Genomic DNA, 24,809 nt, shown 5'->3' with positions numbered 1-24,809 from the left:
TCTCTTATCCACATCTGGATGTGTATAAGAGACGGGTGGAAGTCCTCCGTGACGAACGTGTCACGGGGGCTTTTTCGTTTTTGCCCGTCCCGCTTCCCCGCGGCCGGCCCTCCCGTGCCGCGCTTCCCCGCCTCCCCACGCAGTGCTGCGTCACCTCTTCAGGAAGTGCTTCCTCATGTCCTCATGAAGTGCTTCCTCACGCCCTCATGAAGTGCTTCGCCAGAACCTCAGGAAGCACTGCGTTAAACAGAAATGAAAGTAAGATTGTTCCAAATGGGCTTTTTTTTAAATTTCTATGTACTTTTCTATCCTTCTTTGTACTTTTTATCAAATTGAATTTTGTAATTTTGGCGCAAATCTAATTGAGGAGAAAATCACTTTTGGATATAATATAATAAAACTAATAAATAAACTCCTATAGATATGGAAAACAAAATTCAAGAGTTGACTGACAAGATCTACCGCGAGGGGGTTGAGAAAGGAAACGAAGAAGCTCGCAAACTGGTAGCGCAAGCTCAGGAAGAGGCTAAAAAAATTGTAGAAGATGCTCGGAAAGAGGCAGAACAGATTGTGGCAGATGCCCGCAAGTCGGCCGACGAGTTGTCTGAAAATACAAAGTCTGAATTGAAGTTGTTTGCCGGCCAGGCTGTGAATGCCTTGAAGTCGGAAATCGCTTCTGTAGTTTGCGGACAGATTGTAGATGCTGACGTAAAGGCTTTTGCTGCTAACAAGGATTATCTGAATGCTTTTATTGTGGCTTTGGCTGAGAAATGGAGCGTCAACGAACCTATCGTTATATCTACAGCTGATGCGGAAGGCCTTAAAAAGTATTTTGCGGCAAAGGCCAAGAACTTGCTGGATAAGGGAGTGACCATTCAGCAGGTGAACGGCATCAAAACTCTGTTTACTGTATCTCCGGCTAACGGCGCTTATAAAGTAAACTTCGGTGAAGAAGAGTTCATGAACTATTTCAAGGAATTTTTGCGTCCGCAACTGGTGGATATGTTGTTTTAAAACTCCTGTCAGGATATGAGTAAGTATTATTACTTGATAGCCGGTTTGCCCGACCTGACCTTGGAAGACAGCAAACTGAGTTATACAGTAGCCGATTTCAGAACAGAATTTTATCCTTATCTGACGGATTCCGACAAGAAACTGGTCGATTTGTTCTATCTGAAATTTGACAATGCGAATGTCTTGAAGCTTCTGAAGGATAAGGATGCTGTGATAGATGTTTGCGGAAATTATTCTGCGGATACCTTGGCGGAGCATATTGCTGCCATTAAGGATGGTGATGCGTTGCCAGATCGTGTATTTCCTGCTTATTTGTCTACCTTTATTTCCGATTATTTTAATCAGTCGTCTGAAGAAACCGGTATTCTACCCGAAGATCGTTTGGCTTCCCTCTATTATGCTTATGCCATGGGGTGCAAGAACGGGTTTGTTTCGCAATGGTTTGCCTTTAATCTGAACGTCAATAACATTCTGGTGGCATTGATGGCCCGTAAGTATAAGTTGGATGTGGCTCCGTTGATTGTCGGTGATACGGAAGTCTGCCAGGCTCTGCGCACTTCGAATGCCCGTGACTTTGGATTGGCAACGGAAGTTGACTATCTGGAAGCTCTGATGAAAGTCAGTGAGGTGGAAGAATTGGTGGAACGCGAGAAGAAAATCGATCAGCTGCGCTGGAACTGGATGGAAGAGGCAACGTTCTTCAATTATTTCACTGTTGAGCGTCTGTTTGTCTTTCTATTGCAACTGGAAATGATTGAACGTTGGATTTCTTTGGATAAAGAAAAGGGTAACAAACTTTTCCGCAGCATGATTGCTGCTTTGAAGGACGAGGTTCAGATACCCGCAGAATTCAGATAAATATCAAAACATTGAAACAATATGGCAACAAAAGGAACTGTTAGTGGCGTAATTGCCAATATGGTGACGCTTGTCGTTGACGGCCCGGTGGCTCAAAATGAGATTTGTTATATCTCGACCGGTGGAGACCGTCTGATGGCAGAAGTTATCAAGGTGGTCGGTGCCCAGGTATATGTTCAGGTGTTTGAAAGTACACGTGGACTGAAGGTGGGAGCCGAAGCCGAATTTACAGGACACATGCTTGAAGTGACTTTGGGTCCGGGCATGTTGTCGAAGAATTACGATGGTTTGCAGAACGACCTGGACAAGATGGAAGGTGTCTTCCTGAAACGTGGTCAGTATACCTATCCGCTGGATAAAGAGAAAAAATGGCATTTTGTACCCTTGGCCAAAGTGGGTGACAAGGTGGAAGCTTCTGCTTGGTTAGGACAGGTGGAGGAAAACTTCCAGCCATTGAAAATCATGGTACCTTTCGAACAGAAAGGCGTTTGTACGGTCAAGTCTATTGCGGCTGAAGGCGATTATACGATTGAAGATACCGTGGCTGTGCTGACGGATGAAGAAGGCAGTGAGGTCAAGGTCAACATGATTCAGAAGTGGCCCGTAAAACGTGCCATGACCAATTATAAAGAGAAACCGCGTCCCTTCAAATTGCTGGAAACCGGTGTTCGTGTCATTGATACGGTCAACCCGATTGTCGAGGGAGGTACGGGATTTATCCCTGGTCCGTTCGGTACAGGAAAGACGGTGCTCCAGCATGCCATCTCCAAGCAGGCCGAAGCCGATATCGTTATCATCGCAGCTTGTGGTGAGCGTGCCAATGAGGTCGTGGAAATCTTTACGGAATTCCCCGAACTGGTAGACCCGCATACCGGCCGTAAGCTGATGGAACGTACCATTATCATTGCCAATACTTCCAACATGCCGGTGGCAGCCCGTGAGGCTTCCGTGTATACGGCCATGACCATTGCCGAGTACTACCGAAGTATGGGCTTGAAGGTGTTGCTGATGGCCGACTCCACTTCCCGTTGGGCGCAGGCTTTGCGTGAGATGTCCAACCGTATGGAGGAACTTCCTGGCCCCGATGCCTTCCCGATGGATTTGTCGTCTATCATCTCCAACTTCTATGGCCGTGCCGGATATGTCATCCTCAATAATGGTGAGACCGGTTCCATTACCTTTATTGGTACCGTTTCACCTGCCGGAGGTAACCTGAAGGAGCCGGTAACCGAGAATACGAAGAAAGTGGCTCGTTGCTTCTATGCCTTGGAGCAGGATCGTGCCGACAAGAAACGTTATCCGGCTGTAAACCCCATTGATTCTTATTCCAAATACATCGAATATCCGGAATTTGAAGACTACATCAGCAAGCGTATCAACGGTGAATGGTTGGGTAAGGTGAACGAAATCAAGACCCGTCTTCAGCGTGGCAAGGAAATTGCCGAACAGATCAATATCTTGGGCGATGATGGCGTTCCCGTAGAATATCATGTGATTTTCTGGAAGTCGGAACTGATAGACTTTGTAATCTTGCAGCAGGATGCATTCGATGAAGTGGATTCGGTTACTCCGATGGAACGTCAGGAGGAAATCTTGAATATGGTTATTGATATCTGTCATACAGATTTTACGTTCGACAACTTCAATGAAGTAATGGATTATTTCAAGAAGATGATCAATATCTGCAAGCAGATGAACTATTCCAAGTTCAAGTCTCCTGAATACAATGACTTCCATCAGCAACTGATGGCTTTGATTGCTGAGCGCAAGGCTTGACGGCTTGAGAAACAGATTTTAAATGGCTAATAATAGTAATAAATAGATGGCAACAAAAGCATTTCAAAAGATATATACGAAAATCACTCAGATTACCAAAGCAACCTGTTCGCTCAAGGCAACAGGAGTGGGGTATGATGAGTTGGCAACCGTCAACGGAAAGTTGGCACAGGTTGTGAAGATTGCCGGAGAAGAAGTAACATTGCAAGTATTCGAGGGTACAGAAGGTATTCCTACCAATGCTGAGGTCGTATTCTTGGGCAAATCGCCGACACTGAAAGTGAGCGAACAGCTTGCCGGACGCTTCTTCAACGCTTTCGGTGATCCTATTGACGGAGGACCGGAGATTGAAGGTCAGGAGGTGGAAATTGGCGGTCCGTCCGTCAACCCTGTACGCCGTAAGCAGCCTTCTGAACTGATTGCTACCGGTATTGCCGGTATCGACCTGAACAATACGCTGGTGTCCGGACAGAAGATTCCGTTCTTTGCTGACCCTGACCAGCCTTTCAACCAGGTAATGGCCAACGTAGCCCTGCGTGCCGAAACTGATAAGATTATCTTGGGTGGTATGGGTATGACCAACGATGACTACCTTTACTTCAAGAACGTTTTCTCCAACGCTGGTGCACTCAATCGTATTGTCAGCTTTGTAAATACGACTGAGAATCCGCCTGTCGAACGACTGCTGGTACCCGATATGGCCTTGACGGCTGCAGAATATTTTGCCGTACAGCATAATGAGAAAGTTTTGGTCCTGCTGACCGATATGACTTCTTATGCCGATGCGTTGGCCATTGTGTCCAACCGTATGGACCAGATTCCGTCGAAGGACTCCATGCCGGGTTCGTTGTATTCCGACTTGGCAAAGATTTACGAGAAAGCCGTGCAGTTCCCCAGTGGAGGTTCCATCACCATCATCGCCGTGACTACATTGTCGGGTGGTGACATTACACATGCCGTGCCCGATAATACAGGTTACATCACCGAGGGTCAGCTCTTCCTCCGTCGTGACAGTGACATCGGTAAGGTTATTGTAGACCCGTTCCGTTCCTTGTCTCGTCTGAAACAGCTGGTAACGGGTAAGAAGACACGTAAGGACCATCCGCAGGTAATGAACGCTGCCGTCCGTCTGTATGCCGATGCCGCCAATGCCAAGACAAAGCTGGAGAACGGTTTCGACCTGACCAACTACGACGAGCGTACCCTTGCTTTCGCCAAAGATTATTCCAATCAGTTGCTGGCTATTGATGTCAACCTTGATACAACTGAAATGCTTGACGTGGCTTGGAGCCTGTTTGGCAAGTATTTCAAGCCCGAAGAGGTAAATATCAAGAAAGAATTGGTCGACCAGTATTGGCCGAAGAATCAGGCAAATTAAAAAATAGAAAGCAATGGCTATTAAGTTTCAATATAACAAGACCTCGCTTCAGCAGCTGGAGAAGCAACTGAAAGTGCGGGTGCGTACGCTTCCTATCATCAAGAACAAGGAAAGCGCCCTCCGCATGGAAGTGAAACGGTGCAAAGCCGATGCCCAGGCACTGGAAGAGAGGCTGGAAAAGGATATACAAGCTTACGAAGCCATGTTCGCCCTTTGGAATGAGTTCGACAGTTCGTTGATAAAGGTCAGCGATGTCCATCTGGGAGTCAAGAAAATAGCCGGTGTGCGGGTGCCGCAACTTGAAAATGTAGATTTCAGCATCCGTCCCTATAGCTTGTTCAATGCTCCCAAATGGTATGCTGATGGATTGAGCCTGTTGAAGGAGCTGGCCCATACAGCCATTGAGCGAGAGTTTACCGTGGCCAAGCTGAACCTGCTCGAACATGCCCGTAAGAAAACAACGCAGAAAGTGAACCTTTTCGAGAAAGTACAAATTCCCGGCTATCAGGATGCTCTGCGTAAAATCAAGCGATTTATGGAGGATGAGGAAAATCTGTCCAAGTCGTCGCAGAAGATCATGAAGTCGCATCAGGAGAAGAGGAAGGAGGCTGAAGCATGATTACACGAATGAAAAAACTGACGTTTCTGGTTTATCACAAGGAATACGAATCGTTCCTCGAACGTATCCGTGAGCTGGGTGTAGTCCATGTCGTGGAGCGGCAACGCGGCGAGATGGATGCTACCCTGCAGAGTTTCTTGCAGAAACGTACGCTTTATAAGAATGTGGCCGGTGAAATGTTGGCGCTGGCTGACAAACAGCCGGTGGAAACCGTCCACGCCGACGAAACTGCCGAGACACTGCTGGCTGCATACGAACAGCGTCAGAATCACATTCAGGAGCTTAATGCCCGTCTGCCTATATTCGACAAGGATATTGCGCAGATGGAAACATGGGGTGATTTCGACTGGCAACGGATCAGGGACCTTGACAAGGCCGGATGGCATCTGCAGTTCTATAGCTGTCAGGAAAGGGATTTCCGACTTGAATGGGAAGAGCAATACGACTTAATCCGCATTCAGGAAAAGGGAGGATATCTCTATTTCGTCATTGTGTCGCATGAACCGGTGCAATTGGATTTGGAACCCCTTCGCCTTCCTGCCAACAGCCTTTCTGAGTTGCGCAGAAAGAAGGAGGAGACCGAAGCCCAGATTGTTGCGGCTACAGACGAACTGAAGGCTTTCTGCCGGGAGCAGTGCCGTACGATGGAAGACTGCTGCCGCCGTTTGCAGGGCGAGATAGACTTGCTTCAAGTGAAGCTGAACAGCGAACAGATGGCCGAAGGGGCTGTTGTGATGCTCGAGGGCTGGATTCCAGAAGACTGTGAGGCTGCAGTGGTTCGTCTGTTGGATGAAAACGGCGTCTATTATGAAATTCGGAAGGCAACGAAGGAAGACAATGCACCCATCAAATTGAAGAACAACGCCTTTGTGCGCATGTACGAGTCACTGACCAAGATGTATGGCATGCCCGACTATGGTGAGTTTGACCCGACGCCCATTCTGGCACCTTTCTTCTCGCTCTTCTTCGCCTTCTGTATGGGTGATGCGGGTTATGGCCTGGTTCTGATAGCGCTGGGCTTCTTCCTGAAGAAGAAAATGTCAAAGTCCATGGCCGGTATGATGAATCTGGTCATTACCTTAGGTATTTTCACAACGGTATTCGGTGCCATATTGGGTACGTTCTTTGGTGTCAACCTGTTTGAAATTGATCTTCCCGAGTGGGCAAAGAGTTTCATGATCAGCGGTAAGATAGATGGAACCAGTTATGACAAACAGATGTTGCTTGCGCTCATTATCGGTGTAGTTCACATTTGTTTGGCTATGACGGTGAAGGCCATTTGCAGTACTGTCCGTTATGGCTTCAAGGAGTCGCTCAGTGCGTGGGGATGGCTGTTGCTGGTGGTAGGTTTTGTCTGCACAGGCGGACTTTCCTTCTTCCAAGTCATCTCGGCCGAAGTGACAAGCTGGGCTTTCATCATTATCGGAAGTGTGGCTGCCATCGGCATCTATCTGTTGAACACTTGGGGCCGCAATGTCCTGGTGAATATTGGTGCCGGCGTGTGGGATACCTATAACATGGCTACCGGTCTGTTGGGCGATACCTTGTCCTACATCCGTCTGTATGCTTTAGGCTTGGCTGGCGGTATGCTGGGCGGTGTGTTCAATCAGCTGGCTTTCATGGTCAACGATGCGGCCGGCCCGGTATTGGGTTGGTTGTTCTGCGGCCTGATACTGGTCTTCGGGCATGCGCTGAACATTGCTATGTCCTGCCTGAGTGCTTTTGTACACCCGCTTCGTCTGACGTTTGTAGAATATTTCAAGAATTCGGGTTACGAAGGCAAGGGAGAGGCTTACAAACCTTTTTCGGTCGTCAAGCCGAATAACGAATAAATGAGAAAACAAATAAATTAATAACGAATAAAACTGTAATATTATGAATGAAATTTTAGGTTATCTGGGTCTGGGCCTGATGTTGGCTTTGGCCGGAATTGGTAGTTGTTTTGGTACAACAATCGCAGGAAATGCTGCTGAGGGAGCGTTGAAGAAAGATCCTTCCAAGTCGGCTTCATACATGATTCTTTCGGCCCTTCCCGCTACTCAGGGTCTGTATGGTTTCGTAGCTTTTCTGATGTCTATGGGACGTGACTTCACGACCGATGGCCCTTTGATGCTGGGCATTGGCCTGGGTGTCGGTCTGGTGTGTCTTTTCTCTGCCATCCGTCAGGGACAGATTTCTGCCAGTGGTATTGTCGGCATTTCCCAGGGTCACGACGTGATGACCAACACCATGATTTATGCAGCCTTGCCTGAATTCTATGCAATCTTGGCTTTGGTTGCTGCTTTGATGGTATAATTTTGAGTTAAACAGAAATGAAGGGGCATATCGTTTGGATATGCCCCTTTTTCTTGTTGCATATAGTGCAAGGATGGGTACGGATACTTTCTTATTTTGTCCGTTTGGTAGCGCAAACGGTTGTGTTAACCATTGCTTGTAGTTTTTTTCGATTAAAAGGCTATTTTTCAAAGAATAATGTGTAATTTTGCGTGCGCAAATTAGAAAATGTTAAAGATGTTATTGAATAGGTATGATGAATGATTTACTGACTCCCGATTATATATTCGAAGCAAGTTGGGAAGTATGTAATAAGGTAGGAGGTATCTATACAGTCTTGTCTACGAGGGCTAAAACATTACAGGAAAAATTTCACGACAGAATCTTGTTTATAGGCCCCGATTTTTGGCAAGGCAAGGAGAACCCCTTGTTCACAGAGTCCGATAACCTGTGTGCGGCCTGGAAGAAGCATGCTGCCGAGAAAGACAACTTGTCTGTTCGGGTAGGACGATGGAATATTCCGGGTGAACCGATTGTCATTCTGGTCGACTTTCAGCCCTTCTATGCAAAGAAGAACGAGATTTATACAGAGATGTGGAACCGCTATCAGGTCGACTCTTTGCACGCATACGGCGATTACGATGAAGCCTCGATGTTCTCTTATGCTGCCGGCAAGGTGGTGGAGAGCTTCTACCGCTATAACCTGACGGAAAACGACAAAGTCATCTATCAGGCTCATGAATGGATGACCGGCATGGGCGCTCTCTATTTGCGTACTTATGTTCCCGAAATCGCTACGATATTTACGACCCATGCTACGTCCATCGGACGTTCCATTGCCGGGAACAACAAACCTCTATACGATTATCTTTTTGCCTACAATGGCGACCAGATGGCTCAGGAACTGAACATGCAGTCCAAACATTCCATCGAGAAGCAGACCGCTCATTATGTGGACTGCTTTACGACTGTGAGCGAAATCACTAACAATGAATGCAAGGAACTGCTTGACAAACCGGCCGATGTCCTGTTGCTCAACGGCTTCGAGGACGACTTTGTTCCCAAAGGGGCTACTTATACAGGCAAACGCAAGCGGGCACGTGCGGCTTTTCTGCAGGTGGCCGGGAAGTTGCTGGGACAGGAATTTTCTGATGATACCCTGATTATTGGGACAAGCGGACGTTATGAATTCCGCAATAAGGGCATCGATGTCTTTCTGGAGGCGATGAACCGCTTGAACCGTGACAAGAACCTAAAGAAAAACGTATTGGCACTTGTCAGTGTACCCGGTTGGGTGGGAGAGTGTCGTGAAGACCTGCTGCAGCGTCTCAAGAGCCGCGAGAAGTTTACCACTCCGCTCGAGTGTCCCTTCATCACCCACTGGCTTCACAATATGACCCACGACCAGGTGCTCGACATGCTGAAGTATCTGGGTATGGGCAATCGCCCCGAGGATAAGGTGAAGGTAATCTTTATCCCCTGCTATCTGGACGGCAAGGACGGGATTTTCAACAAACTCTATTACGACCTGATTCTTGGCATGGACCTGACCGTCTATGCGTCCTATTATGAACCTTGGGGCTATACACCTTTGGAGAGTGTGGCGTTCTATGTGCCCACAGTCACTACCGACCTTTCCGGTTTCGGCCGTTGGGTCAATGGCTTGAAGGACCAGCACGGCATCGATGACGGCGTGGAGGTACTCCACCGTTCGGACTACAACTATTCCGAGGTGGCAGACGGCATCAAGGATACGGTATCGGCCTTCTCTGCCAAAACCGATGCCGAAGTGAAAGCCATTCGCAAACGTGCCGGTAAGGTGGCCGAGCAGGCTTTGTGGAAACACTTTATCCAATACTATTATGAAGCCTACGATTTTGCCCTGCGTCATGCTGCAAAACGTTTGTTGAACCAGTGAGAAACGACTCAAAACGAAAATTATTAATCAAACTTATCATATACAATGAAGATTAAAGTTAGTAATGTAAACACTCCGAACTGGAAAGATGTGAATGTCAAGTCGCATATTCCTGCCGAACTGGAGAAATTGTCTGAATTGGCACGTAATATTTGGTGGTCCTGGAACTACGAAGCTACCGAGTTGTTCAGAGATTTGGATCCTACCTTGTGGAAGGAAGTGGGCCAGAACCCTGTGCTGCTGCTGGAACGTATGAGCTATGCTAAACTTGAAGCGCTTGCGAATGATAAGGTTATCCTGCGCAGAATGGAAGACGTGTACTCCAAGTTCCGCACCTATATGGACGTGGAGCCCGACAAGAAGCGTCCCTCTGTGGCCTATTTCAGTATGGAGTATGGTTTGAACCATGTGCTTAAGATATATTCAGGCGGTCTGGGAGTTCTGGCCGGTGACTATTTGAAGGAAGCTTCAGACAGCAACGTTGACCTGTGTGGTGTAGGTTTCCTCTACCGTTACGGTTATTTTACCCAAACGCTGTCTATGGACGGCCAGCAGATTGCCAACTACGAGGCCCAGAACTTCGGCCAGCTGCCCATTGAACGTGTACTGGACAAGGACGGCAATCAGATGATTGTCGATGTTCCTTATCTGAACTATTACGTACATGCTTATGTATGGAGAGTGAATGTAGGTCGTGTGTCCCTCTATCTGCTGGATACCGACAACGAAATGAACAGCGAGTTCGACCGTCCCATCACCCACGTCCTCTACGGCGGCGATTGGGAAAACCGTCTGAAGCAGGAAATCCTACTGGGTATCGGTGGTATCCTGATGCTGAAGAAACTTGGTATCAAGAAGGATATCTATCATTGCAACGAAGGTCATGCAGCCCTCATCAACGTACAGCGTATCTGCGATTACGTGGCCGAAGGCCTTACCTACGATCAGGCTATCGAACTGGTTCGTGCCTCTTCGCTGTATACGGTACACACTCCTGTTCCTGCCGGTCACGATTACTTTGACGAAGGTCTCTTCGGCAAATACATGGGCGGTTATCCTGCCCGCATGGGCATCACTTGGGACGACCTGATGGACTTGGGCCGCAACAACCCTGGCGACAAAGGTGAACGTTTCTGCATGTCTGTCTTTGCCTGTAACACTTCTCAGGAAGTCAACGGCGTGAGCTGGCTGCACGGCAAGGTTTCCCAGGAAATGTTCTCCACTATCTGGAAGGGCTACTTCCCTGAAGAAAATCATGTGGGTTATGTTACCAACGGTGTACACTTCCCCACTTGGAGTGCTACGGAGTGGAAGCAGCTCTATGCCCAGTATTTTGATGAGAACTTCTGGTATGACCAGTCGAACGAGAAGATCTGGAAGGCCATTTACGATGTGCCCGACGAAGTGATTTGGAAGACCCGCATGGCTCTGAAGAACAAACTGATCGACTACGTGCGCAAGCAGTACCGCGAAACTTGGTTGAAGAACCAGGGTGACCCCTCGCGCATTGTTTCCCTGCTCGACAAGATCAATCCCAATGCGCTGCTCATCGGTTTCGGCCGGCGCTTCGCTACCTACAAGCGTGCCCACCTGCTGTTTACCGACCTCGATCGTCTGGCCAAGATTGTCAATAACCCCGACTATCCCGTCCAGTTCCTCTTTACCGGTAAGGCTCACCCGCACGACGGTGCCGGTCAGGGACTCATCAAGAAGATTATCGAGATTTCCCGCCGTCCCGAGTTCCTGGGTAAGATTATTTTCCTTGAGAACTATGACATGCAGCTGGCCCGTCGCCTGGTATCGGGTGTCGACATCTGGTTGAACACACCGACCCGTCCACTCGAAGCTTCCGGAACATCCGGCGAGAAGGCTTTGATGAACGGTGTAGTCAACTTCTCCGTACTCGACGGCTGGTGGCTTGAAGGCTATCGCGAAGGTGCCGGCTGGGCGCTGACCGAAAAGCGTACTTATCAGAATCAGGAACATCAGGATCAGCTCGATGCAGCTACTATCTACAGCATTCTGGAGACTGAAATCCTGCCGCTCTTCTATGCCCGCAACAAGAAGGGGTATTCCGAGGGTTGGGTCAAGACCATCAAGAACTCCATTGCCCAGATTGCTCCCCACTATACGATGAAGCGTCAGCTCGACGACTATTTCTCCAAGTTCTACAACAAGGAAGCCCAGCGTTTCCACCTGCTGGCTGCCAACAATTATGCCAAGGCCAAGGAAATCGCTGCGTGGAAGGAACAGGTGGTCGAGAAGTGGGACAGCATTGAAATCGTTTCCAGCGAGAAGACCGAAGACCTTGTCAAAGGTTCCATCGAGAGTGGCAAGGAGTATACCATCACTTACGTGATTGACGAAAAGGGTCTGAACGATGCTATCGGGTTGGAACTGGTAACGACCTACACTTCTGCCGACGGCAAGCAGCACATCTATTCTGTTGAGCCGTTCGAGGTTGTGAAGAAAGAGGGTAACCTCTATACCTTCCAGGCCAAGCATAAGCTGGAGAATGCCGGCAGCTTCAAGGTTGCCTATCGTATGTTCCCCAAGAATCCCGACCTGCCTCATCGTCAGGACTTCTGCTACGTACGTTGGTTTGTGTAATCCCTGATAGATAAATTCTTCATACTTTCGGAACCGGTCTGCCCTTTGGGACAGGCCGGTTTTTCTTGCCTTTATTTTCTTCCTTTCTTCAGTTTGAATCTGTTTTTTGTGCAGGAAAACTGTTCCATCTTTGCTTTATTCTCCAGCCGAAGTTTCCGTTTGTAAAACCGAAGCCTACGGTTGTGTAATTGAAAGCTACGGTTCTATAAACGCGCCCATCGGTTATAGAATATCTTGCATATACATGATATTTGCAGCCCTAGCGGATGACTTTTTCACTGTGGCTATAGGTTGATAGCACATATAGGGAGCGTTGTGTCATCTTTCCAGATTCTTTCCAAAATTCTTCCGTATATTTGCAAATAAACCATTTAGGGCTGGATAATGGGTAGATTTCAAATTCGTCAGATAAGGAAATGGATAGGACTGATCCTGCTTTGGGGTGGGATTGTCCCTACTGTGCAGGCGCAGGAGGCCGACTACACTACCTGGTTGAGGCAGGGGGTGGTTTATGAAGTGAACGAACGGCTGGATGTGTCGGGCGGGCTGGAGTGGCGTACCAAGAGCCACTTGCGGACCACGGACCGGTGGGGGCTGGACGTAGGTGCCAAATATGCCGTACTGTCTTTTCTGAAGCTGGGGGGCGGATATGAGATTCATTATCGCAACCGGGGTGGAGACGGGTGGAAGTTCCGCCACCGTTATCATGCCGACGGCACGTTGTCCGGCCGTTGGGGAAGGGTGAAGCTGTCCTTGCGCGAAAGGTTTCAGCATACCTGGGACGACGTGGAGAACGAGCTGAGGCTGCGCTCCCGCCTGAAGCTGGCCTATGACATACGCCACTGCAAGCTAGAACCCTATGCATCGGTCGAAATGTACAACAGCCTGAACCGTGGGGATGGTTTCGACGTAGCCCGCATGCGCTATCGGGCCGGGCTTTCGCTGCCACTCTTTTCGGAAAACTGGGAGGCGGATGTGTTCTACTGCCGCCAGTGGGAGGCCGACGGACGGAAAAACATCTTTGGCGTGGATTGTGTGTACAAGTTCTGAAATCTTTTTATTACATTTGTTGCGTACACTAAAATCGGAAACACTCATGAAGAAGATAATCAATCCTTGGAAGAAGCTGGAAGGGTACAACTGTTTCGGTTGTTCGCCCGACAATGAATATGGCGTGAAGATGGATTTCTATGAAGACGCTGACCAGGTGGTGAGCGTCTGGAAGCCGGACGGCCATTATCAGGGTTTCCTGCATACGCTGCACGGAGGCATACAGTCGGTGTTGCTCGACGAAATCTGCGGATGGGTGGTGTTCCGCAAGCTGCAGACGGCGGGCATGACGACCCGGATGGAAACCCGTTACCGCAAGGCGGTGTCTACCGACAGCCGTTACTTGTTGCTGCGTGCATCGCTCCGCGAACAGAAGCGCAACCTGGCTTTTGTGGAGGCCCGGCTCTACGATGACAAGGGCGAACTTTGTACGGAGGCCCTTTGTACCTATTTCACGTTCCCGAAGGAGAAGGCCGAGAAGGAAATGTACTTCCGCAGTTGTGAGGTGGAGGCCGAAGACGTGGCTTTGGAGTCGTTGTTGCCGGCCGAATGATTGCCGGACATTTGGTCTTTAGCCCCGGTAGCGGAGTGGAATGTATCTTTTCCACAACCGGTAGGTGAAGATGCCTGCCAGCAAGACGGTGCCGCAAATGCAGACAATGCCGAACAGTTCTTTCAAGCTGGTCAGCGTGGTCTGTTGCGAGACGACGGCGTAGAGGTTGCGGATAGACACGTCGGGCGTCCAGCCGTTCACTCCGTCCATGCGCCGGCTGAGGAGGCCGATGTTGTCCTGTTGCAGTTGCCTCATCCAGCGGGTCAGGATGGCGGTTCCCAGCGGGGTGGCGATACTGGTACGGATGAAGCTGAGTACACACAATCCCTGGAAGAAATGTTTGAAAGGTACGCTCTTGGCCACGTAGATGGTGAGCGAGATGTAAAGGATGCCATGCCTGACTCCTTTCAGAAAGTTTGGCAGGTAGAGGCTTTCGATATTCAGGTTGGGGTGGATGAGGAAGTACATGTAATATTGGTAGACCACAATCAACAGGAACCCTAACGAGATGAGCAGTTTGTAGCCTTTGTGGAGCACGGCCTGGCGGTAGAACACGATGCCTGCGCCGGCCAGGATACCGGTGAACACCAGCCAGTTGAGAGAGACGGCATTCAGCGGGTCGTAGTGCAGAATGGAGCTCATGAACTGGTTCTGCAGCACGGACGAGGTGGTGAGGAACAGGCAGAGCATCAGGAACAGGAAGAGGATGACAGGAAAATTGCGGTAGCGGAACACCTGCGGCTCGATGTAGGGGCGGCGCAGGGTACTCATGCGGTTGATGTTGATCATCAAGGCCACAACGGCGATGACGATGCACGAGCGGATCTCGACACTGTCCAGCCAGTCATAATATTCTCCGTAGATGCAGACGAAAACGATGGCAAAGAGGATGACTCCCCACAGGAAGCCGCCCAGCCAGTCGATGCCGTAAAGGGGGAGTTTCTTCATGGCCCGGTAAGGCCGTGTGAACAGCAGGACACACATCCACACCACAAGCAGCATGCCGATGACAAACCAGTGCATGTAGCGCCAGTTGGCCCAGTCGCTGATGTGGGTCGCCACCAGGCCCGAGAGCTGGATGCTTTCGAGCACAACGATGTAGATGACGGGGTAGAAGACCGAGAAATTGCCCGACGGAGTGACGCTGAGGCGCATGTTGGAGAAGCATTCGAACGTGCCCCACATTCGGAAGAACCCGGAGACGAGGCACACCATGATGAATACGGGCAGGCTGTTGACGTGCAGGGTGATGAGGTTGCAGGCTATCAGCACCGGGCAGACGGAGAGGAAGATGCTGCGGGTAGTGAAGCGGAACTTGAGCCGGAAGAGGATCGGGAAAATCAGGGTCATGCCGATGAACGAGGCGTACCCGGCCATATTGACATCTTCCTGGATGCAGCCCAGTGCGCTGGACATCTGCACGGCAGTGGGCAGGAACACACCTCCGTTGAACTGGAAGACCATGGCAAAAAACATGGAGAGGAAGATGCACACGGGGGTGGGCAGGAATTCTTTGAAGTAAGGTATGCGGGGGCGTTGTTCAGGCATGGCTTTATTCCCTTTCATTTCGGTTATTGTTCAACGTAGCATTCGGCATTCATGCCTGCGCGGAGGCGTTGCAGGCTTTCAGCGGTATTGTTTTCGGTAAATTCGATGCGCACAGGGATGCGCTGTTCCACCTTGACAAAGTTGCCGGCCGAGTTGTCCTGGGGAATGATGGAGTAGAAGGAGCCGGTAGCATCGGAGATGGAGGCGATGCGTCCTTCATAGACTACATCGGGGATGGCATCCACGCGTACCTCTACCAGCTGGCCGCGTTTCATGTAGGTGGTTTGTGTTTCCTTGTAATTGGCAATGACCCATTTCTCCGTGCCGTCTACCAGCGTGACGAGGGTCTGTCCCTGCTGTACCAATTCGCCTTCATGTATGTTCTTCCGGCCCGTCACCCCGTCGGCATTGGCCAGGATGATGGTGTACGAAAGGTTCAGCTTGGCCAGGTTGAGGGCAGCTTCGGCCAGCTTGATGTCCGACTCGTTCTGTTCCAGGCGTTGCGTCTGCTCTTCTTTGGTCAGCTGGGTGGACTGCTTCTGCCTCAGCAGTTGTTCGTAGCGGGCCTGGGTGGCGGCGTAGTCGGTCTTCACGCGGTCGAACTGCTGCGGGGTGACGGCTTCGCCCTTCAGCAGTTCCTGGTAGCGCTTGTAGTCGGTTTCGGCGTTCTGCAGGCGGACGCGCTGTTCCTCGATGGCGGCATCAGTGACCAGAATGTTGTTCTGGGCTGTGTTGATGCTGGTGAGCATGGCTGTTTTTCCGGCCAGGGCGTTGTGGTAGTCGGCCTCGGCCTGTGCCACTTTCAGTCGGTATTCGGTATCTTCGATGATGACCAACGTGTCGCCCTTCTTGACGTTCTGGTATTCTTCGAAACAGATTTTCTTGATGAAACCCTGTACACGCGTGCTGACGGGCGTCAGGTGCTGCTGTATCTGTGCGTTGTCCGTAAATTCGACGTCGGACAGGTGGACAAATCGTCCGCATACCCAGCTGATGCCAGCTACCAGGACGAGGGCAATGAAGAAATTGGGAATGGCTCTTTTCTTGTTCTTTATCATATCTGTTCTGTTCTTTTTATTTTGTCATGAAACTGTGATCTCTGTGGCTGGAGGCCGTTGCCTATAGGGTGCCAATCTGTCTTTTCAGCAGAAAGTATTGGTAGAGGATGCCCACCTGATAGTTGGCCAGCTGCAGCTCCATGTTGAGCTGGGTGTTGCTGGCATCGAGCATGTCGGTAATCAGGGCCAGGCCGTTCATGTATCGTTGGCGCACGATGTCGAAGTTCTCGTGGGCCAGCTGCACGCTTTTCTCCTGGGTATGCAGGCGGATGTAGGCTTCCTGCAAATTGATGTAGGCCTTGTGGATGGAATTCTCCAGCTCTTCCTCGGCCAGACGGCGTTTCTCTTCCAGTTTCTGGATGGCAATGTCGGCCTGGCGCAATTTGCGTTTGCTCTTGAAAAGGGCGTCCAGATTATAGGATACGCCTACGCCGACAAACCAATAGGTGAAGTTGTTGTTCAGCGGGGGGACTTCTACTAGGATGGGACCGTTGAAATCGTTGGTAGCCGAGAACGTGATGTGGGGCAGGCGTTCGGCCTGTATCATGCGCTTCTGGTTTTTGCCCATTGCGATGTCGATGTCGTTCAGTTTCATACTGGGAGCTTCGTTCATGCCGGCTTTCCATTCGTCTTCCTGTAGATTGTCAATGACCAGTTGTCTCAGGTATACAGTATCAGGAACAATGCGGGTTTCGACTGGCAATTCGATAGTGGTTACCAGCTGGTGGTTCAGTACGTTGAGCTGGTTAATGGTAGAGGTCAGTCCCAGCTCCAGGTTTTGCAGTTGCAGTTCGTAGCGGGTAATGTCACTCTTTAGGGCCGTTCCCTGCTGATAGGCTGCCTGCATGTCTTTGACAAGCAGGTGGGTCTGTTCGATATTCTTGCGGTACACCCGTTCCTGGTTTCTCAGTTGGAACAGGTCCAGATAGTATCCAGCCAGCAGGAAGCGCAGATTCTGCCGGTTGTCAAGGTGAGTCTGCTCGGCTGCCTGCTTCTGCAGCTTGCTTTGCTTGACGCTGCTTTGAATGCTTCCTCCTGCATAGATTGTCTGTTGTGCTTTGACGACGAAGGAATTTCCCCAGTGGGGCATGTCGGCATGGACCGCGTTCGAAAAATCACGGTCGGTCATGCAACCGTCGCCGATGTACGTTGCTTCAGCCCTGACGCTGAGGGAAGGCAGGTAGGCATTGCGTGCTACCTTGATGCCTTGTTCGGCTTCCCGGATGACAAGCTGGTGCAGACGGATGCTTTTACTGTTTTTGTCTGCCAGTGAGAATAGCTCGTTCAGGGTAAATACACGCTCTTGTGCATATAAGCCGGTAGAGGATAAAAAAAGTGCCAAATACGCAAATTTGACAGTCAATGGTCTAAAAATAGATAGCATGTTATTCTTTTTGTCTCTTCAAAAATTTGATGGTGCAAAGGTAAAGCTTTACTTTTGTACCGAATTTGCAAATTCTGCAATATCCTTATCGATTTAGGCCAACGAAAAGAGAATGAATAGCGAACAAAGTGCATACATATCCAGTATTGGAGATTCGGTTCCGGAAGAAATCTTCATCAAGAAGACAGGATGGGAAGAAGTCAATCTCTCAGTCCATTCGCATGGAAAGCATCAGATTGTCTATACCTTGTCGGGTACGTTACATGTAAGGATAGGGTCGGACAGTTATTTTGTACCAGAGAAGCACATTGCCTGGATACCCAAGGGTGAGGCACACGAACTTTCCAGCAAGAACCGTCAGGTGTCGCTGGTCATTTATTACATAGACTGGGGAGAGGATGCGTCCGAAACAGCGTCTACAAGGACATTTTCCATTTATTCTACGAATACGGTCATTGCAGAAAATTTGCGGTTCATCGCTTCTCGGGGACCCAAGATCTTGCATACGGTATCACCTGAATTATACGACTTTACGCTCAGCTTCTTCCGTTTGCTCCCTTCCATGTGCTTGGCTCGGGAAGTACTGTTGAAGACTTTGGTCATTCCCGACGATCCCCGCCTGCATCCGGTACTCGACTATATGATGGAGCATTTGTGCGACAATCTGCACATCGAACAGGTGGCGACAGAATTTGGCTTTTCAGTGCGCAACCTCAGTCGTCTGCTGCATGCCTCTGGAATCCGTTTTCCCGATTATATGAACCATCAGCGCATCGTGAGGGCTATCGAACTGTTTTCCGACGGAGGAAGGACGATGCAGCAAGTGGCCTATGAAGCGGGTTTCAGTACGCCGAACCATTTCAACCGGGTGTTCAGGCAGGTGACTGGCATGTCGCCGGGTGTATTCTTTAACCGTTGGAAACATACGGATGTGGAATCTTAACCGTAAATTATACCTTTTAAGCTGGGAAAAGTGAGAAAATGAAAGATAAAAGCGAATTTTTCTGTTATATTCTTGGCGGTTTCAAAGGAATGGTTTACATTTGTCTCGAAATAAAACGAGAAAGAAATGAAATATAGCATTGCACATCATCACCATCATCATTATCCTGACGAATCAATTCGGTAGGCGGACGGGTGTATGTGCAAAGGAAAGATACATGGTTGGAAGAAGCTTGCCGGATGTGGGCAGGCTTCTTTTTTTATATATGAATAAAAACAGAAAAAAATTATGCTGAGAATTGCAGTACAAGCCAAAGGTCGTCTTTACGACGAGACGATGTCGTTTCTGGAGGAGGCTGACATCAAACTGAACGCGACGAAACGTACGCTGCTGGTACAGTCGTCCAATTTTCCCATCGAAGTGTTGTTTCTGCGGGATGATGATATTCCGCAGACAGTGGCAACGGGAGTGGCCGACATCGGTATTGTAGGCGAAAATGAATTTGTAGAGCGGGGCGAAGATGCCGAAATCGTGAAACGTCTGGGATTCAGTAAATGCCGCCTGTCACTGGCCATGCCGAAGGACATTGACTATCCGGGTATAGAGTGGTTTGAAGGACGTAAGATAGCCACGTCCTATCCGGGAATCCTGTCGGACTATCTGAACAGGTGTAATGTGCATGCCGAGATTCATGTGATTACCGGTTCGGTGGAAGTGTCGCCGGGTATCGGCTTGGCTGATGCCATTTTCGATATTGTCAGCTCGGGATCGACGCTGGTGAGCAATCGGCTGAAAGAGGTGGAAGTGGTGATGCAGTCGGAAGCATTGCTCATCGGCAACAAGCATCTGTCTGCCGAGAAGAAGGAAATCTTGAAGGAACTGCTGTTCCGCATGGATGCGGTGAAGACGGCCGAAGACAAGAAATATGTGCTGATGAATGCCCCCAAGGAACGGCTGGACGACATCGTGGCCGTGCTGCCGGGCATGAAGAGTCCGACGGTGATGCCGTTGGCGCAGGAAGGCTGGTGCTCGGTTCACACGGTGCTCGACGAGAAATGTTTTTGGGAAATCATCGGCAAGCTGAAGCAGCTGGGAGCGGAAGGCATTCTGGTGTTGCCCATTGAAAAAATGATTATTTGAAAAAGAAGCAGACGGTTATGATATTGATTGATTATCCTGAAAAGTCCCAATGGCAGGAGTTGCTGAAGCGCCCTGTCATGAATACGGAAAGTTTGTTTGGCGTGGTGCAGGGCATCATCGGCCGTGTGAAGGCGGAGGGCGATGAGGCTGTACGCGAATATGAACGCCAGTTTGACAAGGTAGAACTGACGACCCTGGCGGTATCGCCGGAGGAGTTCGAGGAAGCCGAACATCGGGTGAGCGAAGAGCTGAAGGCTGCCATCCGGCTGGCTACCGACAATATCGCCGCCTTCCACGCTTCGCAGCGTTTTGAAGGCAAGAAGGTAGAAACCCGTCCGGGGGTTGTCTGCTGGCAGAAGGCGGTAGCCATCGAGAAAGTGGGTCTGTATATTCCGGGAGGAACGGCTCCCCTGTTTTCCACGGTACTGATGCTCGCCGTGCCTGCCCGCATAGCCGGGTGTCGGGAGATTGTGTTGTGTACCCCTCCGGGGCGTGACGGCAAGGTACATCCGGCCGTTCTGTTTGCCGCCCGTGTAGCGGGTGTGCAGCAGGTGTTCAAGGCCGGTGGCGTGCAGGCAATAGCAGCGATGGCCTACGGTACGCAGAGCATCCCCAAGGTGTATAAGATTTTCGGTCCGGGCAATCAGTATGTCACGGCAGCCAAGCAGTTGGTTGGTCTGCGCGATGTGGCCATCGACATGCCGGCCGGACCGTCGGAAGTGGAAGTCCTGGCCGACGGGACGGCTGATCCCGTATTTGTGGCTGCCGACTTGTTGAGTCAGGCCGAGCACGGAGTGGACAGCCAGGCGATGCTGATTACCACTTCAAAAGAATTGCAGCAGGCTGTCAAGGACGAAGTGGAGCGTCAGCTGGAGGCATTGCCCCGCAAGGAAATTGCGGCACGTTCGTTGGCCAACAGCAAGCTGATTGTGGTACTCAGCATGGAAGAGGCCGTTGACATGACCAATGCCTACGCCCCCGAGCATCTGATTATAGAGACGGCCGACTATCAGTCTGTGGCCGGGAAGATAGTCCATGCCGGTTCCGTTTTCCTGGGTTCGCTGACTCCTGAGAGTGCCGGCGACTATGCTTCGGGTACCAATCATACCCTGCCCACCAACGGGTATGCCAAAGCCTATAGCGGGGTCAGTCTGGACAGCTTCATCCGCAAGATGACTTTCCAGGAAATCAGTCCCGAGGGGCTTCGGCAGATAGGACCGGCCATCGAGGTGATGGCGGCCAATGAGTCGTTGGATGGTCACAAGAACGCCGTTGCGGTGCGCTTGAAGGCCATTGGTGATGTGAAATGAATGTTTAAGTGAGATATATCTGAATGAATATGATGAAACCGTTACAAGAACTGGTCCGTCCGAATATTTGGAGGCTGAAGCCTTATTCCTCGGCCCGCGATGAATACAGCGGAGTCGATGCTTCCGTTTTTCTGGATGCCAACGAAAATCCGTATAATCATCCGAACAACCGTTATCCCGACCCGTTGCAGCGGGATTTGAAGGGGCATCTGTCCCGTATCAAAAAGGTCCCCGCAGAGAATATTTTTCTGGGCAACGGAAGCGATGAGGCCATCGATCTGGTGTTTCGTGCCTTTTGTGAGCCGCGTATCGACAATGTGGTGGCCATCGACCCCACGTATGGCATGTATCAGGTGTGTGCCGATGTCAATGACGTGGAATACCGCAAGGTGTTGCTGGACGAAAATTTCCAGTTCACGGCCGATCGGATGCTGGCTGCGGCCGATGAGCATACCAAGCTGATGTTCCTATGTTCGCCCAACAATCCTTCGGGCAACAACCTCTGCCGCGACGAGATGGTGAGGCTGCTCGAACGATTCAGCGGCATTGTCGTGGTGGACGAGGCCTACATTGACTTTTCGGATGCCCGTTCCTTCCTGCCCGACTTGGCGGATTATCCGAACATTGTGGTTCTTCAGACATTTTCCAAAGCCTGGGGATGTGCGGCCATCCGGCTGGGCATGGCTTTTGCTTCGGAAGAGATTATTGCCATCTTCAATAAGATCAAATATCCGTATAATGTCAATCTGCTGACCCAGAAGCAGGCTTTGGAGATGGTGCTCCGGCACTATGAGGTGGAACGGTGGGTCAAGATCCTGAAGGAAGAACGAGTATGGCTGGAAGAGGCTGTCAAAGAATTGCCCTGTACGGTCCAGGTGTTTCCGTCGGATGCCAATTTCTTTCTGGTGCGTGTGACCGATGCCGTAGCTATCTACCGCTATCTGGTCGAGCAGGGGATTATTGTGCGCAACCGCCATACCGTGGCCCGTTGTGGAAACTGCCTGCGCATTACGGTAGGTACGCGGCTTGAAAACGAACAGTTGCTGAAGGCTTTGAGAAACTATCAGGCATAAAAGGAAAAAGATGAAGAAGAAAGTTTTGTTTATCGATCGCGACGGGACGTTGGTCATCGAACCGCCCGTCGACTACCAGCTGGATGCTTTCGAGAAGCTGGAGTTCTATCCGGGAGTGATGCGGAACCTGGGATTCATCCGCAGCAAGCTCGATTTTGAGTTTGTCATGGTGACCAATCAGGATGGTCTGGGGACGGATTCGTTTCCCGAAGAAACATTCTGGCCGGTGCACAACCTGGTGATGAAGACGCTGGAAGGCGAGGGCATCACGTTCGACGACGTTTGTATCGACCGCAGTTTTCCCGAAGACCAGGCGCCTACCCGCAAGCCAAGGACAGGGATGCTGACCCGTTATCTGAATAGTGAAGCGTACGATATGGCGGGCAGTTACGTCATCGGCGACCGGGCTACCGATGTGGAGCTGGCCAAGAACCTGGGCTGTCGGGCCATTCTGCTGCAGGCCGACAAGTCGTCATTGAAACCGGTGTCGGAAGGCGGTACCGCTGCCTGTACAGGGCTGGAAGAGGTCTGTGTGCTGGCCACGACCGACTGGGCCCGGGTAGCCGATTTCCTTTTTGCCGGCGAGCGTCGGGCGGAAGTCCATCGGGTGACCCACGAAACGGATGTATATGTATCGGTCGACTTGGACGGTTTCGGACGGTGCGACATTTCTACTGGCCTCGGCTTCTTCGACCACATGCTCGAACAGATAGGACGGCATGGAAGCATCGACCTGACTGTCCGTGTCAAGGGGGACCTCTATGTGGACGAACATCATACCATTGAAGATACGGCCCTGGCCTTGGGTGAATGCCTCTACAAGGCTTTGGGCGACAAGCGGGGCATCGAACGCTATGGCTATTCGTTGCCCATGGACGACTGCCTGTGCCAGGTGTGCCTCGACTTTGGCGGACGCCCGTGGCTGGTGTGGCAGGCCGACTTCAAGCGCGAGCGGATTGGAGAGATGCCTACCGAGATGTTCCTGCATTTTTTCAAGTCGCTGAGTGACGCCGCGCGGATGAACCTGCATGTCAAGGCCGAGGGGCAGAACGAACACCACAAGATAGAAGGTATCTTCAAGGCCTTGGCCCGTGCTTTGAAGATGGCTGTGAAGCGGGATATCTATCGCTACGAACTTCCTTCCTCCAAAGGAGTGCTTTAGCGGTGGTTCAGGCGATGCCCAGCAGCTCGATTTCGAAAATCAGGGTCGAGCCGCCGGGGATGCTGGGCTGCGAGAATTTGCCGTAACCCATTTCGGCGGGCAGGTAGATTTCCCATTTGTCGCCCACACACATCTGTTGCATGGCGATAATCCAACCTTCAATCAGGTCGCTCAGCCGGAAAGCGGCTGGTGTGCCGCCCCGGCTGCTGTCGAACTTCTTGCCGTTGATGGTCCAACCTGTGTAGTGGGCGGTGACGATGCTTCGTGGGGTGGGGTGCTTGCCGTCGCCGGCTCCCGAAGCCAGCACTTTGTAATAGATGCCTTTGGACAGAGGCTTGACGCCTTCTTCCGCTGCTTTTGCAGCCAGCCAGTCTTTGTTGGCCTGGATGTAATCTTTCTTTGCCATATCAGTTCGGATTTTGGGGCAAAGATAAAAAAGGATTTCATAACTACCTACATTAGCTCCGTAAAGTCCCTCTTTAGCGCGCTAAAGTGCCACTTTACGGAGCTAATGTTGATGTTTAGGATTAGTAATGTAGGCTATGGAATTTTAGTCCTCCCGGGTATACTCCTCAATGTCGCAGATGGCTTCCTTGGCTTTGCGGCGTTCATTCTTGAGATACCGCAGGCCTATGACGGCTCCGACTACAAAACCGACACCTCCTCCGATGCAGATGGACTCTCCGCTTTCTTTGGGGTAGCTCTCAATGATGAACCAAACAATCCATAGCAAGGCGAAAGGGAGGCCGAAACACAGCCATTTCAGCCCCAGACGGTTCATGCGTATCAGGGCCCTGCTGATGTCCACCAGGTTGTCGGTCGATATTTCTTGGATGTTTACGCCTTTGTGGCTGTATATCTGATACAGGCAGGCAGCAATCAGAAAGAGAGAGGTGACGACGCAGAACATCCATGAATAGTCCATCCAGATGAAGAACATATTGCAATAGATCAGAGCAAACGGAATTCCTATATACATGATTCTCTTATTGCGATTGATATAGGCCAGTTTTTCCCGGGTGGATTGCATCATCATTTTTTCGCTGATGATGGTTTCTTTGGCCAGCTTGTCTTTCAATAACCGGATTTGCTGTTTCATCTCTTCCAGTTCGAAGCTATCTTGATACTTTTCCATACTGAT

General features: G+C 50.4%; 22 protein-coding genes. 17 read left to right on the top strand and 5 right to left on the bottom strand.

Features of this window, described 5'->3' with window-relative positions; all coding sequences use genetic code 11:
• The 12 genes from BQ7483_RS17905 to BQ7483_RS09960 form a co-directional block, all read left to right on the top strand.
• Positions 1-362, top strand: a 362-nt coding sequence (locus tag BQ7483_RS17905) for a hypothetical protein (RefSeq protein ID WP_204246008.1), incomplete at its 5' end; no start/stop codon positions are given.
• A 61-nt stretch (positions 363-423) separates the two neighbouring features.
• The gene (locus BQ7483_RS10010; protein ID WP_072545769.1) at positions 424-1,014 is read left to right on the top strand and encodes a hypothetical protein; all 591 of its coding nucleotides are present in this window, start codon (positions 424-426) and stop codon (positions 1,012-1,014) included.
• 15 nt (positions 1,015-1,029) lie between these two features.
• On the top strand, positions 1,030-1,872 hold the full coding sequence (locus BQ7483_RS10005; protein ID WP_072545768.1) for a DUF2764 domain-containing protein: 843 nt from the start codon (positions 1,030-1,032) through the stop codon (positions 1,870-1,872).
• A 21-nt stretch (positions 1,873-1,893) separates the two neighbouring features.
• Positions 1,894-3,648, top strand: a complete 1,755-nt coding sequence (locus tag BQ7483_RS10000; protein ID WP_072545767.1) for a V-type ATP synthase subunit A — start codon at positions 1,894-1,896, stop codon at positions 3,646-3,648.
• Between the two features lie 46 nt (positions 3,649-3,694).
• Positions 3,695-5,026 (top strand): V-type ATP synthase subunit B, encoded by a 1,332-nt coding sequence (locus tag BQ7483_RS09995; RefSeq protein ID WP_072545766.1) that lies wholly within the window; start codon positions 3,695-3,697, stop codon positions 5,024-5,026.
• Between the two features lie 13 nt (positions 5,027-5,039).
• Entirely contained in the window at positions 5,040-5,645 is a 606-nt protein-coding gene (locus BQ7483_RS09990; protein WP_072545765.1) for a V-type ATP synthase subunit D, read from the top strand.
• Entirely contained in the window at positions 5,642-7,477 is a 1,836-nt protein-coding gene (locus tag BQ7483_RS09985; RefSeq protein ID WP_072545764.1) for a V-type ATP synthase subunit I, read from the top strand. The genes BQ7483_RS09990 and BQ7483_RS09985 overlap by 4 nt, the downstream gene beginning before the upstream one ends.
• 43 nt (positions 7,478-7,520) lie before the next feature.
• Positions 7,521-7,940 (top strand): hypothetical protein, encoded by a 420-nt coding sequence (locus tag BQ7483_RS09980; protein WP_022021027.1) that lies wholly within the window; start codon positions 7,521-7,523, stop codon positions 7,938-7,940.
• A 232-nt stretch (positions 7,941-8,172) separates the two neighbouring features.
• Entirely contained in the window at positions 8,173-9,837 is a 1,665-nt protein-coding gene (locus tag BQ7483_RS09975; RefSeq protein ID WP_072545763.1) for a glycogen/starch synthase, read from the top strand.
• Between the two features lie 45 nt (positions 9,838-9,882).
• A complete protein-coding gene (locus tag BQ7483_RS09970) occupies positions 9,883-12,447 on the top strand; it encodes a glycosyltransferase family 1 protein (protein ID WP_072545762.1) in 2,565 nt (854 codons plus the stop codon).
• 384 nt (positions 12,448-12,831) lie between these two features.
• Complete coding sequence (locus tag BQ7483_RS09965) at positions 12,832-13,497, top strand: DUF2490 domain-containing protein (protein ID WP_072545761.1); 666 nt, start codon at positions 12,832-12,834, stop codon at positions 13,495-13,497.
• 46 nt (positions 13,498-13,543) lie between these two features.
• A complete protein-coding gene (locus BQ7483_RS09960) occupies positions 13,544-14,050 on the top strand; it encodes a PaaI family thioesterase (RefSeq protein WP_072545760.1) in 507 nt (168 codons plus the stop codon).
• 18 nt (positions 14,051-14,068) lie between these two features.
• On the opposite strand, the gene BQ7483_RS09955 is transcribed toward BQ7483_RS09960, so the two are convergent.
• The 3 genes from BQ7483_RS09955 to BQ7483_RS09945 form a co-directional block, all read right to left on the bottom strand.
• Complete coding sequence (locus tag BQ7483_RS09955; protein WP_235847341.1) at positions 14,069-15,616, bottom strand: efflux MFS transporter permease; 1,548 nt, start codon at positions 15,614-15,616, stop codon at positions 14,069-14,071.
• 5 nt (positions 15,617-15,621) lie between these two features.
• Positions 15,622-16,656, bottom strand: coding sequence for an HlyD family secretion protein (locus tag BQ7483_RS09950; protein ID WP_022021033.1), 1,035 nt, complete (start codon positions 16,654-16,656; stop codon positions 15,622-15,624).
• Between the two features lie 61 nt (positions 16,657-16,717).
• The gene (locus BQ7483_RS09945; RefSeq protein ID WP_235847340.1) at positions 16,718-17,998 is read right to left on the bottom strand and encodes a TolC family protein; all 1,281 of its coding nucleotides are present in this window, start codon (positions 17,996-17,998) and stop codon (positions 16,718-16,720) included.
• 154 nt (positions 17,999-18,152) lie between these two features.
• Here BQ7483_RS09945 and BQ7483_RS09940 point away from each other — a divergent pair, with 154 nt between their 5' ends.
• The 5 genes from BQ7483_RS09940 to hisB all read left to right on the top strand — a co-directional run bounded on the left by BQ7483_RS09940 (position 18,153) and on the right by hisB (position 23,668).
• Positions 18,153-18,983: an AraC family transcriptional regulator gene (locus tag BQ7483_RS09940; protein ID WP_072545758.1), complete on the top strand. Its 831-nt coding sequence runs from the start codon at positions 18,153-18,155 to the stop codon at positions 18,981-18,983.
• Between the two features lie 288 nt (positions 18,984-19,271).
• Positions 19,272-20,123, top strand: a complete 852-nt coding sequence (gene hisG / locus BQ7483_RS09935) for an ATP phosphoribosyltransferase (protein ID WP_022021036.1) — start codon at positions 19,272-19,274, stop codon at positions 20,121-20,123.
• 17 nt (positions 20,124-20,140) lie between these two features.
• The gene (hisD, locus tag BQ7483_RS09930; RefSeq protein ID WP_072545807.1) at positions 20,141-21,433 is read left to right on the top strand and encodes a histidinol dehydrogenase; all 1,293 of its coding nucleotides are present in this window, start codon (positions 20,141-20,143) and stop codon (positions 21,431-21,433) included.
• 32 nt (positions 21,434-21,465) lie between these two features.
• A complete protein-coding gene (gene hisC / locus BQ7483_RS09925; RefSeq protein ID WP_072545806.1) occupies positions 21,466-22,506 on the top strand; it encodes a histidinol-phosphate transaminase in 1,041 nt (346 codons plus the stop codon).
• A 10-nt stretch (positions 22,507-22,516) separates the two neighbouring features.
• On the top strand, positions 22,517-23,668 hold the full coding sequence (gene hisB, locus BQ7483_RS09920) for a bifunctional histidinol-phosphatase/imidazoleglycerol-phosphate dehydratase HisB (protein ID WP_072545757.1): 1,152 nt from the start codon (positions 22,517-22,519) through the stop codon (positions 23,666-23,668).
• Positions 23,669-23,675: 7 nt separating this feature from the next.
• Here hisB and BQ7483_RS09915 read toward each other — a convergent pair whose 3' ends face one another.
• Both BQ7483_RS09915 and BQ7483_RS09910 read right to left on the bottom strand, forming a co-directional pair.
• The gene (locus tag BQ7483_RS09915) at positions 23,676-24,074 is read right to left on the bottom strand and encodes a BamJ family beta-barrel-assembly machinery protein (protein WP_072545756.1); all 399 of its coding nucleotides are present in this window, start codon (positions 24,072-24,074) and stop codon (positions 23,676-23,678) included.
• Between the two features lie 144 nt (positions 24,075-24,218).
• The gene (locus BQ7483_RS09910) at positions 24,219-24,803 is read right to left on the bottom strand and encodes a hypothetical protein (RefSeq protein WP_072545755.1); all 585 of its coding nucleotides are present in this window, start codon (positions 24,801-24,803) and stop codon (positions 24,219-24,221) included.
• Positions 24,804-24,809: the final 6 nt, after the last annotated feature.

Origin of the sequence: Mediterranea massiliensis, assembly GCF_900128475.1 — a bacterium.
Taxonomy (GTDB): Bacteria; Bacteroidota; Bacteroidia; order Bacteroidales; family Bacteroidaceae; genus Bacteroides; species Bacteroides massiliensis_E.
Note: the sequence above shows the minus strand (reverse complement) of the source record. Positions and strands in the feature narration are given on the sequence as shown.

Coding starts and splice junctions, on each gene's coding strand:
- BQ7483_RS09910 (WP_072545755.1), bottom strand. CDS start 24,803: ATGGAAAAGTATCAAGATAGCTTCGAACTGGAAGAGATGAAACAGCAA.
- BQ7483_RS09915 (WP_072545756.1), bottom strand. CDS start 24,074: ATGGCAAAGAAAGATTACATCCAGGCCAACAAAGACTGGCTGGCTGCA.
- hisD (WP_072545807.1), top strand. CDS start 20,141: ATGATATTGATTGATTATCCTGAAAAGTCCCAATGGCAGGAGTTGCTG.
- BQ7483_RS09965 (WP_072545761.1), top strand. CDS start 12,832: ATGGGTAGATTTCAAATTCGTCAGATAAGGAAATGGATAGGACTGATC.
- hisG (WP_022021036.1), top strand. CDS start 19,272: ATGCTGAGAATTGCAGTACAAGCCAAAGGTCGTCTTTACGACGAGACG.
- BQ7483_RS09940 (WP_072545758.1), top strand. CDS start 18,153: ATGAATAGCGAACAAAGTGCATACATATCCAGTATTGGAGATTCGGTT.
- hisC (WP_072545806.1), top strand. CDS start 21,466: ATGAAACCGTTACAAGAACTGGTCCGTCCGAATATTTGGAGGCTGAAG.
- BQ7483_RS09950 (WP_022021033.1), bottom strand. CDS start 16,656: ATGATAAAGAACAAGAAAAGAGCCATTCCCAATTTCTTCATTGCCCTC.
- hisB (WP_072545757.1), top strand. CDS start 22,517: ATGAAGAAGAAAGTTTTGTTTATCGATCGCGACGGGACGTTGGTCATC.
- BQ7483_RS10010 (WP_072545769.1), top strand. CDS start 424: ATGGAAAACAAAATTCAAGAGTTGACTGACAAGATCTACCGCGAGGGG.
- BQ7483_RS09985 (WP_072545764.1), top strand. CDS start 5,642: ATGATTACACGAATGAAAAAACTGACGTTTCTGGTTTATCACAAGGAA.
- BQ7483_RS09970 (WP_072545762.1), top strand. CDS start 9,883: ATGAAGATTAAAGTTAGTAATGTAAACACTCCGAACTGGAAAGATGTG.
- BQ7483_RS09995 (WP_072545766.1), top strand. CDS start 3,695: ATGGCAACAAAAGCATTTCAAAAGATATATACGAAAATCACTCAGATT.
- BQ7483_RS10000 (WP_072545767.1), top strand. CDS start 1,894: ATGGCAACAAAAGGAACTGTTAGTGGCGTAATTGCCAATATGGTGACG.
- BQ7483_RS10005 (WP_072545768.1), top strand. CDS start 1,030: ATGAGTAAGTATTATTACTTGATAGCCGGTTTGCCCGACCTGACCTTG.
- BQ7483_RS09990 (WP_072545765.1), top strand. CDS start 5,040: ATGGCTATTAAGTTTCAATATAACAAGACCTCGCTTCAGCAGCTGGAG.
- BQ7483_RS09960 (WP_072545760.1), top strand. CDS start 13,544: ATGAAGAAGATAATCAATCCTTGGAAGAAGCTGGAAGGGTACAACTGT.
- BQ7483_RS09975 (WP_072545763.1), top strand. CDS start 8,173: ATGATGAATGATTTACTGACTCCCGATTATATATTCGAAGCAAGTTGG.
- BQ7483_RS09955 (WP_235847341.1), bottom strand. CDS start 15,616: ATGAAAGGGAATAAAGCCATGCCTGAACAACGCCCCCGCATACCTTAC.
- BQ7483_RS09980 (WP_022021027.1), top strand. CDS start 7,521: ATGAATGAAATTTTAGGTTATCTGGGTCTGGGCCTGATGTTGGCTTTG.